Here is a 12,864-nt window from a genome sequence, read left to right on the forward strand (position 1 = left end):
CCTCGGCCTCGGGCGAGAGCTCGGGATCAGGCTCGACCAGTTCGGGTGGCGGCAGAGCGGCCTCGTCGCCACTCTCGCCGACGATTTCGACAATGGGCGGCTCCTTGCCCTGCCTGGTATCCCGCGCGCGCTGTCCGGCCGGCTTTTGCATGGCCGGATAACGCAAGAGAAATCAAACGGTTCCTGCGGGTTCCGCGGCTAGCTTCATTCGGCGGCGCCGTCTCGCACGCGCCGTATTCGCCCAGCCCGGTGGAGCACGCGCGACAGCTCGTCGACCGAGTAGGGCTTTTGCACGAGATCGAGGCCGAGGCTGCCGTCCTGGGACAGCGCCTCGCTGTAGCCGGTGGTCAGCACGACCGGCACGCCGATGCCGCGATCGCGGATCGCCTGTGCGAGATCGAGCCCGGTCATCCCCGGCATCACCACGTCGGAGAATACGACGTCGAAGCGATCCGCATCGACCACCAGCTCCGCAAGCGCATCGGTGGCATTGTCGATCAGCGTGATGCTGTAGCCGAGCTCGGTGAGGCCGTCGGCGGCGAAATTGGCGAGCTCGATATTGTCCTCGACCACCAGTACCGACATGCCGCTGCCGGCAACGCCCGGCGCCGTATTCGGCGCCTGGCGCTGCGGCAGCAGATTCGGCGGCACCCGCGGCAGATAGAGCGAGAAGGTGCTGCCCTGCCCCACCTCGCTCGTCACCGTCACCTCGCCGCCGGATTGCCGGGCGAAGCCGAACACCTGCGACAGCCCGAGGCCGGTACCATGGCCGACCTGCTTGGTGGTGAAGAACGGCTCGAAGATGCGGCCGATGCGGCTTGCGGGAATGCCGACGCCGGTGTCGCTGACGGCGACGCTGACGAAACCATGGCTGTCCGACAGGTGCGCCAGCGTGTCCGGAACGGCCGGCGCGGCCTGCACGGTGAAGGTGATCCTGCCCTTGCCTTGCATGGCATCGCGCGCGTTGGTCGCCATGTTGATCAGCGCCGTCTCGAACTGGCCGGCGTCGGCATTGACGAGGCAGGGCTCGGCCGGCAGCCGCATGGCGATCTCGATCGCCGGTCCGAGCAGCGTCGCGAGCATGTCGTGCAGCGATTGCAAGCGTTCGCCGACGTCGAATGCCTCCGGCTTCAGGGTCTGGCGCCGCGCAAAGGCAAGCAGCTGCGAGGTCAGCTTGGCCGCACGCGCGACCGCATCCGCGATCGCGGTGACGTAGCGCTGCCGCCGCTCCTCGCTCAGCTGCGGCCGGTTCAACAGGTCGACGGAGGCGCGGATCACGGTCAGGAGGTTGTTGAAGTCGTGCGCAACGCCGCCGGTGAGCTGTCCCAGCGCCTCCAGGCGCTGGCTGTGCTTGAGCGCCTCCTCGGCCTCACGCCGCCTTGCGGCTTCGGCCTGGAGGTGCTGGGTGCGCCGAAACGCCAGCGTCAGCAGGAAAAACAGCAGCGCGGTCGCGGGAATGCCGAACACCAGATGCTGGCCCATGGTGGCGAACCAGCGCGCGCGGATCGCCGAGGTCTCGAGCCCCGCACTGACATAGATCGGATAGTCGGCGATGCGCCTGTAGCCGATGCGCCGCTCGATCCCGTCCGACGGCCAGGCGATGGTGATGAGGCCGTGGACGGGGTTGGCTGCGATCTTCTGGCCGACCGGTCCGCCGGGATCGAGCCGGATATCCCGGTCGAGCCGCGGAAAATGCGCCAGCAGCACGCCGTCGGCGCGTCCCATCGCGAAGAAGCTGCCGGGTTCGGAGCCGATCCTGGCGTAAAAACTCTCGAAATATTCCGGCAGGACGGAGGCCTGGATCACACCGATGAAGCTGCCGTCATCGGTGTCGCGGCGGCGGCTCATGCCGAAGAAGCGCGCGCCCTGATAGGGCGGGCGCGGCGTCAGCGAGGCGCCGATGAACGTGCCGATATTCTGGTCGACATGGGAATAGAAGTAATCGCGGTCTGCGAAGCTCAGTTGCGGCGGCGGAGAGACGAGACTGTTGACCAGCGCCTTTCCGTCCGCATCGAAGATCCAGGCCGATTTGAGCTGCGGCAGCGAATCGGTCAGCCGCTTCAGGCGGCGGTGCAGCGCGGGTTCACGCGAGCGGATGACATCGTCGGGGATGCCGCGCACGACCTCGTTGAGTTCGGCGAGGCTGCGGTCGATCGTCTCGAACACCTTGAGCGCGTGCTCATGCGCGACGTCGAGCGTGCGCTCGATCTCGCGATCGGCGATGTCTTTTGTCGATGTGTAGGAGATCGTGGCGGCGATCGCGAACAGCGCAATCGGCAATGCCAGGGATGCAGCCATCATCCACTGCAACAGCTTCAGCGAATTGCGTTGCGCGCCTTGCACAGTCGCTCCGGTCCGTGACCCGAGAGCTTACTTGAATTTCGCGCTAAGAAGGAAGAGGTGAATGACCTGAACCGGAGGTTGTGATTTCCCGGTTCGCGCGCGGCGCGAGTTGGAATAAATTTTACCGAAATTTGCGCCCGTCGTGGAATGCCCCAACCATTTCAGGCCAGGCGGTGGTGGGGGGCTCTCTCCATATCGGGAGTGTCGGTTGCGGCACCAGCCCCACCATAGCCGGTGCTTCGCATCGGCGTCCTCTGAGAACGGCGGCCAAAGGCCGCCTATGCCTCCCCCGCAAGCGGGAGAGGGAGCGCACCTTTTGCGCGGCAATCGGGCCTGATCTGTCGTGTCTTAAACCTGCCGCTCGACCATCTTGAGCTTGAGCTCGGCGATGGCTTCGGCCGGGTTGAGGCCCTTCGGACAGGCCTTGGCGCAGTTCATGATGGTGTGGCAGCGATAGAGCCGGAACGGATCCTCGAGATTGTCGAGCCGCTCGCCGGTCGCTTCGTCCCGGGAGTCCGAGATCCAGCGGTTGGCCTGGAGCAGCGCGGCGGGGCCGAGATAGCGGTCGCTGTTCCACCAATAGCTCGGGCAGGAGGTCGAGCAGCAGGCACAGAGGATGCACTCATAGAGGCCGTCGAGCTTCTCGCGGTCCTCGTGGCTCTGGCGCCATTCCTTCTGCGGGGTCGGGGACGTCGTCTTCAGCCACGGCTCGACCGAGGCATATTGCGCGTAGAAATTGGTGAGGTCGGGAACGAGGTCCTTCACCACCGGCTGATGCGGCAGCGGATTGATCTTCACCGCGCCGTCCTTGACGTCGTGCATCGAGCGGGTGCAGGCCAGCGTGTTCTGGCCGTCGATGTTCATGGCGCAGGAGCCGCAGACGCCTTCGCGGCAGGAGCGGCGGAAGGTCAGCGACGGGTCGATGTTGTTCTTGATCCAGATCAGGCCGTCCAGCACCATCGGACCGCAATCATGGGTGTCGACGTAATAGGTGTCGACGCTCGGGTTCTTGCCGTCGTCCGGATTCCAGCGATAGACGCGGAATTCGCGGACCTCGGTCGCGCCCGCGGGCTTCGGCCAGGTCTTGCCGCCGGTGATCTTGGAGTTCTTCGGAAGTGCGAATTCAACCATTTCTCTAACCTTTCGTCATTCCGGGGCGATGCGCAGCGTCGAACCCGGAATCTCGAGATTCCGGGTCTGGTCCTTCGGACCATCCCGGAATGACGGCTACTGTTCGATCAGTACACGCGCGCCTTCGGCGGGATGTACTGCACGTCGTTGGTCATGGTGTAGTTGTGAACCGGGCGGTACTCGATCTTGACCTTGCCGGCGTCGTCGAGCCAGGCCAGCGTGTGCTTCATCCAGTTCTTGTCGTCGCGCTCGGAAAAATCCTCGCGGGCATGGGCGCCGCGGCTCTCGGTGCGATTGGCGGCCGAGTTCATCGTCACCACCGCCTGCGAGATCAGATTGTCGAACTCGAGCGTTTCGACGAGGTCCGAATTCCACACCAGCGAGCGGTCGGAGACGGCGATGTCGGTGATGCCGCTGTGGACCTTCTCGATCAGGTTCTGGCCTTCGCTCAGCACTTCGCCGGTGCGGAACACCGCGCAGTTGTTCTGCATCACATGCTGCATGCCTTCGCGCAGCTTCGCGGTCGGCGTGCCGCCGGAGGCGTAGCGGTAATGGTCGAGGCGGCCGAGCGCGAGCTCGGACGAGTTCGCCGGCAGCTCCGGCTGGCTGGCGTTGGGCGTGAGCTTTTCGGCCAGGCGCAGCGCGGCGGCGCGGCCGAACACGACGAGGTCGATCAGCGAGTTGGAGCCGAGGCGGTTGGCGCCGTGCACGGAGACGCAGGCGGCTTCGCCGATCGCCATCAGGCCGGGGATGATGGCGTTGTCGTCGCCGTCCCTCTTGGTCAGCACCTCGCCGTGGTAGTTGGTGGGGATGCCGCCCATGTTGTAGTGCACCGTCGGCACGATCGGGATCGGCTCGCGCGTCACGTCGACATTGGCGAAGATCTTGGCGGATTCGGAGATGCCCGGCAGCCGCTCGGCCAGCACCGCCGGATCGAGATGATCGAGATGCAGGAAGATGTGATCCTTCTTCTTGCCGACGCCGCGGCCCTCGCGGATCTCGATGGTCATCGCGCGCGAGACCACGTCGCGCGAGGCGAGGTCCTTCGCCGACGGCGCATAGCGCTCCATGAAGCGCTCGCCCTCGGAGTTGACGAGATAGCCGCCCTCGCCGCGCGCGCCTTCGGTGACCAGACAGCCCGAGCCGTAGATGCCGGTTGGGTGGAACTGCACGAACTCCATGTCCTGCATCGGCAGGCCGGCGCGCAGCACCATGCCGCCGCCGTCGCCGGTGCAGGTGTGCGCCGAGGTGCAGGACGCATAGGCGCGGCCATAGCCGCCGGTCGCCAGAATCACGGTCTGGGCGCGGAAGCGGTGCAGCGTGCCGTCGTCGAGCTTGAGCGCGATGACGCCGCGGCAGGTGCCCTGGTCGTCCATGATCAGGTCGATGGCGAAGAACTCGATGAAGAACTCGGCCGCGTGGCGCAACGACTGGCCGTACATCGTGTGCAGCATGGCGTGGCCGGTGCGGTCGGCGGCGGCGCAGGTGCGCTGCGCCTGGCTCTTGCCGAACTCGGTGGTCATGCCGCCGAACGGGCGCTGGTAGATCTTGCCGTCCTCGGTGCGCGAGAACGGCACGCCCCAATGCTCGAGCTCGTAGACCGCCTCGGGCGCGTTGCGCACCATGTATTCGATCGCGTCCTGGTCGCCGAGCCAGTCCGACCCCTTGACGGTGTCGTACATGTGCCAGCGCCAGTCGTCCTTGTGCATGTTGCCGAGCGAGGCGGAGATACCGCCCTGCGCCGCGACCGTATGCGAGCGGGTCGGAAACACCTTGGTGATGCAGGCCGTGCGCAGGCCGGCCTCGCTGCAGCCGACCACGGCGCGCAGGCCGGCGCCGCCGGCGCCCACCACGACGACGTCATAGGTGTGGTCTTCGATCGGGTAGGCTTTGCCGTTGGTGGCGGGAGCGCCGTTGCCCTTGCCATTCGTCGCGTTGGCCATGGGTTACACTCCGGATGAAAGTTGGAGAATCGCGTAGATCGACGCGAGCGCCACGGCGATCGAGAAGAAATTGTTGAGCATGATCGACGCGAGCTTCAGCTTCTCGTTGTGGACATAGTCCTCGATCACGACCTGCATGCCGATCTTCATGTGCCAGGTGCTGGCGACGATGAAGAGCAGCATGATGATGGCAACTGGCAGCGAGCCGAGGACCTGCTTGGCGCCGGCCTGGTTGCTGCCGAGCAGCATCATGATGATCACCAGCACCGGAATCATCAACAGCACCATCGCGACGGCGGTGATGCGCTGGCGCCAGAAATCGGACGTGCCCGAATGCGCGGCGCCGAGATTGCGGACGCGGCCGAGCGGAGTGCGCATGCTGCGCTTCGGCGTATCGGTCGCGCTCATCGTCCACCTCCGATCGCGTAGGCGATGATCCAGATCAGCACCGTCAGCACGATGCCGCCGATCAGCGCGCCCCAGGTCAGGGCCTCGCGCTCATTGGCCTTGAAGCCGTAGCCGAGGTCCCAGACGAAATGCCGGATGCCGCTCAGCATATGGTGCATCAGCGCCCAGGTGTAGCCGAACACGATCAGGCGCCCGATGATGCTGCCGGTGAAGGCCTGGACGTGGCCATAGGCGGCGGGGCCGGAGGCCGCCGCGATCAGCCACCAGGCCAGCAGCAGGGTTCCGACATAAAGGGCGATGCCGGTGGCGCGATGGACGATGGACAGGGCCATCGTCAGCGTCCAGCGGTAGATTTGCATGTGTGGTGAAAGCGGTCGTTCGATCCRTGCGGTCATGGGCTTTGATGTTTTTTTGCGGCCCAGCATGGGGCACGTGGGGATCGCGAAAGGTCGGCTCTATTTACGGAGTCGATTTCGCCTGCGCAATCACCAAATCTCCATAAATCGAACCCGGGTTCAGCGCTACAGCGTTGATGAAACAGGGCCAATCAGGGTCTTGGTATACCAGAGCGATGGTGTGCCGATCAAAGAGAGAATATTAATTCAGTTCTTATTATCGCCGTCGAGGCGCATTGAAATCACTATTGGAACGCATCTAAACGGACCATGCCGTCCAAACTGCCGAGAGGGTCGGTCAGCCGCCTCGCCAACCCGTCCGCCGGGCGCTGGCCTGCCCTCCCTCCGATGCCGTTCGGCCCAGCCTGGATATGCGTAGCCTGCATTCCACCCCAGCCGGGAGGCGCAGCGTGTCGACCGCACGAATCAGATCGCCTACAGCTTGGCCCGCAGCCAACTCCGAGCGCCTCTCGGAGACGTTGCGACCAGTCGCCGGGGCAGGTCAGGGGTGATTGCAGGTCTTGATATCAAGGAGATCGTCGAGCTCGCGCTGTTGCTGATCGCAACCGGTGCGCTCTCGGGATTTCTGGCCGGCGTGTTCGGCATCGGCGGCGGCGCGATTCTCGTGCCGGTGTTTTACGAATGCTTCCGCATCGCCGGCGTGCCGCTCGACGTGCGCATGCCGCTCTGCATCGGCACCTCGCTCGCGGTGATCATCCCGACCTCGATCCGCTCGTTCCAGGCGCATTACAAGCGCGGCGCCGTCGACATATCGATCCTGCGCGTCTGGTGGCTGCCGATCCTGATCGGCGTCATCGCCGGCAGCGTGGTCGCGCGCTACGCGCCGGAGCGGCTGTTCAAGATCGTCTTCGTCTGCGTCGCCTGGTCAGCCGCCATACGGCTGATCTTCGCGCGCGAGACCTGGAAGCTCGGCGACGATCTGCCGAAGGGCCCGCTGATGCGCGTCTACGGCTTCTGCGTCGGAATTTTGTCGACCTTGATGGGCATCGGCGGCGGATTGTTTTCGAACCTGTTGATGACGTTCTACGGCCGCCCCATCCATCAGGCCGTCGCGACCTCATCGGCGCTTGCGGTGCTGATCTCGATCCCCGGCGCGCTCGGCTACATCTATGCCGGCTGGCCGGCGGCGGCGATCTATCCGAGCGTTGCAGCGCTGCAAGTGCCGTTCGCGCTCGGCTACGTCTCGCTGATCGGCGCCGTGCTGGTGATGCCGATGAGCCTCGTCACAGCGCCGCTCGGTGTCAGAGCCGCRCATGCGATGTCGAAGCGCACGCTTGAGGTCGCGTTCGGGTGCTACCTGTTCATCGTCGGCAGCCGGTTTGTGATGAGCCTGGCGGGCGGCCAATAGCCACCGCAACCTCCGTCATTGCGAGCGAAGCGAAGCAATCCAGAATCTTTCCGCGGTTGCAGTCTGGATTGCTTCGTCGCAAGAGCTCCTCGCAATGACGGGGTTAGAGTGTGCGCGATATCACCACCATCGTCGTCCTGGACAAGCTCGCGGAGCGAGCGCCGATCCAGGACCCATTACCCCAGGGAGTGGTTTGGCGAAGACTCGTGGTCACCAGCTTCGCGTCAAACATCTCGCTGGGGTAATGGGTCCTGGCTTCCGCCAGGACGACGGCGAGTGTGCGGCGGGGCTTTTCAGCCAAGTGATCTACTTCTTCGCGTAAATATCCTTGTAGGTATCCCGCAGCACGTTCTTTTGCACCTTGCCCATCGTATTCCGCGGCAGCTCGTCGACGACGAACACCCGCTTGGGCATCTTGAATTTTGCCAGCCGGCCGTCGAGCGCCTTCAGCACCGAGGCTTCGCTGATCTCAGTGCCCTTGTTGCAGACCAGCACAGCGGTGACGCCCTCGCCGAAATCGGCATGCGGCACGCCGATCACGGCGGACTCGATTACGCCCGGCATGGCGTCGATCTCGCTCTCGATTTCCTTCGGATAGACGTTGAAGCCGCCGGAGATCACGAGGTCCTTGCCGCGGCCCAAAATGTGGACGTAGCCCTTGCCGTCGATCTTGCCGAGATCGCCGGTGATGAAGAAGCCGTCGCCACGGAATTCGGCCTTGGTCTTCTCCGGCATGCGCCAATAGCCCTTGAACACGTTCGGGCCCTTGACCTCGATCATGCCGATCTCGTCGCGCGGCAGCTCCTTGCCGGTCTCGGGCTCGGTGACGCGCACGGCGACGCCGGGCAGCGGGAAGCCGACCGCGCCGGGCACGCGCTCGCCGTCATAGGGGTTCGATGTGTTCATGTTGGTCTCGGTCATGCCGTAGCGCTCGAGCACGGCATGACCCGTCCGCGCGGACCATTCGCGGTGGGTCTCGGCCAGCAGCGGCGCCGAGCCCGAGATGAACAGCCGCATGTGCTTTGTGGTCTCGCGCGACAGCGCGGAGTTCTGCAACAGGCGCGTGTAGAAGGTCGGCACGCCCATCAGCACCGTGGCGCGCGCCATCAGCTTGATGATCAGGTCGGGGTCGAGCTTCGGCAGGAAGATCATTGCCGCGCGCGAGAACAGCGTCACGTTGGTCGCCACGAACAGGCCGTGGGTGTGATAGATCGGCAGCGCGTGGATCAGCACGTCCTTGTCGGTGAAGCGCCAGTAGCCGACCAGGCTCAGCGAGTTCGACGCGAGATTGTCGTGGGTGAGCATCGCGCCCTTGGAGCGGCCGGTGGTACCCGACGTGTAGAGGATCGCGGCGAGATCGTCGTTTTCGCGCGGCACCGTCGTAAACGCGCTGCTCGCCTTGTCGGCGGCCTCCGACAGCGAGCCCTTGCCGTCAGGGCCGAGCGTCTCGACCCCAGCCTTCACCTTGGCGGCGATCGGGGCAAGCCCTTCGGCCTTGGCGGGATCGCAGACCACCAGCGACGGCTCGGCGTCACCGATGAAATAGTCGAGCTCGTTCAGCGTATAGGCGGTATTGAGCGGCAGATAGACCGCACCGGCCCGCACGGTCGCAAGATACAGCACGATGTTGGCGACGGATTTCTCGACCTGCACCGCAACGCGGTCACCCGGATTCACGCCGCGCGCGACCAGCACGTTCGCCATTTGCCCGGCGCGCGCGATCAGGTCGCCATAGCTGATCCGGGCACCGTCATGCGTCTCGATCGCGAGGCGTTTGGGATCGTCCAGGCCGTCGAACAGGCGGGAAAACAGGTTGGCGTTGGCAGCTTGGTTCATGCAAGATTTCCTCGACCGCAAGGCTTGTAAAGGCCGGTCAAAACCGAGGGCTGGATTAGCAAAAACCGCCCCAATGAAGCAACGGAGACAGTTGGCATGACCAAAAACGGGAAACGCGTGGCCTGGGTCACGGGCGGCGGCAGCGGGATCGGGGAAGCCGGCGCCGAGGCACTCGCGGCCGACGGCTGGACGGTGGTGGTGTCGGGCCGGCGCAGGGATGCCCTGGATACCGTGGTCGCCAGGATCATCAAGACCGGCGGGGCGGCCGAGGCCATTGCGCTGGACGTGTCCGTCGCCACTGAAGCCCAGAAGGCGGCCGATCAGATCGTCGCGAAGCACGGCCGGATCGACCTCCTGGTCAACAATGCCGGCATCAATGTCCCCAAGCGGAGCTGGAAGGACATGGAACTGGAGGGCTGGGACCAGCTGGTCCAGGTCAATCTCAACGGCGTGCTCTATTGCATGCGCGCGGTGCTGCCGACCATGCGCAAGCAGAAGGACGGCTCGATCATCAACGTCTCGTCCTGGGCCGGACGCCACGTCTCGAAGATGCCGGGCCCGGCCTACACCACCACCAAACATGCGGTGCTGGCGCTGACCCATTCCTTCAACATGGACGAATGCGTCAACGGCCTGCGCGCCTGCTGCCTGATGCCGGGCGAGGTCGCCACCCCGATCCTGAAGCTGCGCCCGGTGGTGCCGAGCGAGGAGGAGCAGGCCAGGATGCTGCAATCCGAAGATCTCGGCCGCACCATCGCGTTCATCGCCAGCATGCCGGCGCGGGTCTGCATCAACGAGCTGCTGATCAGCCCGACGCATAATCGCGGGTTCATCCAGACGCCGCACAACAGGGATTGATGATCGGCCACGTAGCCCGGATGGAGCGAAACGCAATCCGGGACAAGTCGATCCGCACGCGACAACCCCGGATTACGCTTCGCTCCATCCGGGCTACAATTCCTCTTCGTGGTCGCACGTGCGTTCATCACACGGAGACGCCCCCACATAGTTTCACGCATCACAAAGAATTTTTCCCCGAAACCACATCGCCAACCCTCCCGTAGTTCAGTCCAACGACGCGCTGCTGCTTCACACCAAACTGCCGCAGCCGCCGTTGTTGCCCCAACTCAAGCACCGGCCATCGCCGGTCACAATCCAATCGGGAGTTTCTCCATGTCGAAGCGCATTGCCTATCTCACTGCTGCAGCCTTCAGCGCGCTGGCCATCACCGCGACCGTCATCGCGCCGGTGCGCGCCGAGGAAAAGACCGTCATGGTCGGCGGCGCCGCGATGTTCCCCTCGAAGAACATCGTCCAGAACGCGGTCAACTCGAAGGACCACACCACGCTGGTGGCTGCGGTGAAGGCGGCCGGCCTGGTGCCGACGCTGGAAAGCAAGGGCCCGTTCACGGTGTTCGCGCCGACCAACGCCGCCTTCGGCAAGCTGCCGGCCGGCACCGTCGATACCCTGGTCAAGCCTGAGAACAAGGCGACCCTGACCAAGATCCTCACCTACCATGTCGTGCCGGGCAAGCTCGAGGCCTCCGACCTCACCGACGGCAAGAAGCTGAAGACCGCCGAGGGCGAGGAGCTGACGGTCAAGAAGATGGACGGCAAGACCTGGATCGTCGACGCCAAGGGCGGCACCTCGATGGTGACCATCACCAACGTCAACCAGTCGAACGGCGTGATCCATGTGGTCGATACCGTGCTGATGCCGGCAACCTAACACCGCGCCCTCCTGTTTCATCCCCGACAGGGTGCGACGAAACGGCGAGCCGGGGCCACCCGGCTCGCTTTATTGTGACCACGATAGCCCAGCGGCATCGATTCGATGGCCAGCGGGGCGTAACGAAAGCGGCCGCATCGACGTATATTCGATGTCAGACGACCTTCAGGACGGAACCATCATGTCGAGCCTCACAGTCAGCGACGAGCAGGTCAGCGCCACCCCCGCCAAAGTGATCCAGCCGGCCTGGGTCCGTGTCATGCACTGGATCATCGCCCTCGCCATGATCYTGATGATCCTGTCGGGCTGGCAGATCTACAACGCCTCGCCGCTGTTCGGTTTCAGTTTTCCGCGCGAGTACACTCTTGGTGGTTGGCTCGGCGGCGGCCTGCTCTGGCACTTTGCGGCGATGTGGCTGCTGATGGTGAACGGCCTCGCCTATCTCGTCACCGGCTTCGCCACCGGCCGCTTCCGCAAAAAATTGCTGCCGATCACACCATCCGGTGTGCTCCACGACGTCAGGGCGGCGCTGACCTTCAAGCTCGGGCACGACGACCTCACCGTCTACAATTACGTGCAGCGCCTGCTCTATGCCGGCATCATCGTGGTCGGCGTGCTCATCGTGCTGTCGGGCCTGGGGATGTGGAAGCCGGTGCAACTGCACTGGCTTGTCACGCTGTTCGGCGATTATCCGACCGCGCGCTATGTCCATTTCTTCTGCATGGCCGCGATCTGTGCCTTCCTGGTGGTTCACGTCCTGCTGGCGCTGCTGGTTCCGAAGAGCCTGCGGGCAATGATCATCGGTCGCTGAGAGGAGGAAGTCATGGCCAAGCGTTCATTCCTGATCCCCGGCGTCGACAAGCGGCTGCTGATCAAGGACTCCATCAAGGCGATGCCGGACCCCACCCGCCGCCGCTTCATCGCGGGCGGCGCCAGTCTCGGCGCGCTGACGCTGCTGACCGGCTGCAACGTCATCGACTCGTCCTCCGCCGAGGAGATGCTGAAGTCCGTCTCGAAATTCAACGATKCCGTGCAGGCCTTCATCTTCAATCCCGATGCGCTGGCACCGACCTTCCCCGAGAGTGCGATCACGAAACCGTTCCCGTTCAATGCCTATTACGATCTCGACGACGCGCCCGATGTCTCGGCCGCGGACTGGAAGCTCGAGGTGCGCGGCCTCGTCGACAACAAGAAGTCCTGGACGCTGGACGAGCTCTACAAGCTGCCACAGGTCAACCAGATCACCCGCCACATCTGCGTCGAGGGCTGGAGCGCGATCGGAAGCTGGACCGGCACGCCCTTGCGCGACTTCCTCAAGCTGATCGGCGCCGACACGCGCGCGAAATATGTCTGGTTCCAGTGCGCCGACAAGGACGGCTACAATTCGCCGCTCGACATGCGCAGCGCGCTGCATCCGCAGACGCAGATGACGTTCAAATACGCGGGCGAGATCTTGCCGCGCGCTTATGGTTTTCCAATGAAGATCCGCGTGCCGACAAAGCTCGGCTTCAAGAACCCGAAATACGTCGTCTCGATGGAAGTCACCAACGACTACAAGGGCGGCTATTGGGAAGACCAGGGGTACAATTCGTTCAGCGGGAGCTAGTTGTCGTCCCGGCGAAGGCCGGGACCCACCGCGAGGTCTATGGAATTACCGGCGGCAGCAGTACCAACGGCGAGTCTTCGCCAAACTGCTCCCTGGGGTTATGGG

General features: G+C 64.2%; 11 protein-coding genes. 5 read left to right on the forward strand and 6 right to left on the reverse strand.

Annotated elements, in window-relative coordinates; genetic code table 11:
- Nucleotides 1-204: 204 nt before the first annotated feature.
- The 5 genes from ACXJL8_RS18040 to sdhC form a co-directional block, all read right to left on the reverse strand.
- The gene (locus tag ACXJL8_RS18040) at nt 205-2,343 is read right to left on the reverse strand and encodes an ATP-binding protein (protein WP_456620814.1); all 2,139 of its coding nucleotides are present in this window, start codon (nt 2,341-2,343) and stop codon (nt 205-207) included.
- A gap of 348 nt (nt 2,344-2,691) precedes the next feature.
- Entirely contained in the window at nt 2,692-3,474 is a 783-nt protein-coding gene (locus ACXJL8_RS18045; RefSeq protein ID WP_456620815.1) for a succinate dehydrogenase iron-sulfur subunit, read from the reverse strand.
- Between the two features lie 107 nt (nt 3,475-3,581).
- Nucleotides 3,582-5,417: a succinate dehydrogenase flavoprotein subunit gene (gene sdhA, locus ACXJL8_RS18050; protein WP_456620816.1), complete on the reverse strand. Its 1,836-nt coding sequence runs from the start codon at nt 5,415-5,417 to the stop codon at nt 3,582-3,584.
- A gap of 3 nt (nt 5,418-5,420) precedes the next feature.
- Nucleotides 5,421-5,825: a succinate dehydrogenase, hydrophobic membrane anchor protein gene (sdhD, locus tag ACXJL8_RS18055; RefSeq protein WP_456620817.1), complete on the reverse strand. Its 405-nt coding sequence runs from the start codon at nt 5,823-5,825 to the stop codon at nt 5,421-5,423.
- Nucleotides 5,822-6,220, reverse strand: coding sequence for a succinate dehydrogenase, cytochrome b556 subunit (sdhC, locus tag ACXJL8_RS18060; RefSeq protein ID WP_456685346.1), 399 nt, complete (start codon nt 6,218-6,220; stop codon nt 5,822-5,824). Before sdhC ends, sdhD begins: the two co-directional genes overlap by 4 nt.
- Before the next feature lie 508 nt (nt 6,221-6,728).
- Between sdhC and ACXJL8_RS18065 the strand changes: the two genes are divergently transcribed.
- Nucleotides 6,729-7,589, forward strand: coding sequence for a sulfite exporter TauE/SafE family protein (locus ACXJL8_RS18065; protein ID WP_456620819.1), 861 nt, complete (start codon nt 6,729-6,731; stop codon nt 7,587-7,589).
- A 306-nt stretch (nt 7,590-7,895) separates the two neighbouring features.
- Here ACXJL8_RS18065 and ACXJL8_RS18070 read toward each other — a convergent pair whose 3' ends face one another.
- Entirely contained in the window at nt 7,896-9,425 is a 1,530-nt protein-coding gene (locus ACXJL8_RS18070; RefSeq protein ID WP_456620820.1) for a malonate--CoA ligase, read from the reverse strand.
- Between the two features lie 96 nt (nt 9,426-9,521).
- Between ACXJL8_RS18070 and ACXJL8_RS18075 the strand changes: the two genes are divergently transcribed.
- The 4 genes from ACXJL8_RS18075 to ACXJL8_RS18090 all read left to right on the forward strand — a co-directional run bounded on the left by ACXJL8_RS18075 (nt 9,522) and on the right by ACXJL8_RS18090 (nt 12,759).
- Nucleotides 9,522-10,283 carry an SDR family oxidoreductase gene (locus tag ACXJL8_RS18075; RefSeq protein WP_456620821.1) on the forward strand — a complete coding sequence of 254 codons (762 nt, stop codon included), beginning with the start codon at nt 9,522-9,524 and terminating at the stop codon, nt 10,281-10,283.
- 315 nt (nt 10,284-10,598) lie between these two features.
- Nucleotides 10,599-11,153 (forward strand): fasciclin domain-containing protein, encoded by a 555-nt coding sequence (locus ACXJL8_RS18080; protein ID WP_456620822.1) that lies wholly within the window; start codon nt 10,599-10,601, stop codon nt 11,151-11,153.
- Nucleotides 11,154-11,334: 181 nt separating this feature from the next.
- A complete protein-coding gene (locus tag ACXJL8_RS18085; RefSeq protein ID WP_456685347.1) occupies nt 11,335-11,964 on the forward strand; it encodes a cytochrome b/b6 domain-containing protein in 630 nt (209 codons plus the stop codon).
- A gap of 12 nt (nt 11,965-11,976) precedes the next feature.
- Nucleotides 11,977-12,759, forward strand: a complete 783-nt coding sequence (locus tag ACXJL8_RS18090; protein ID WP_456685348.1) for a molybdopterin-binding protein — start codon at nt 11,977-11,979, stop codon at nt 12,757-12,759.
- Nucleotides 12,760-12,864 lie beyond the last annotated feature (105 nt).

It is taken from the genome of Bradyrhizobium sp. P5_C11_2 (genome assembly GCF_054049755.1).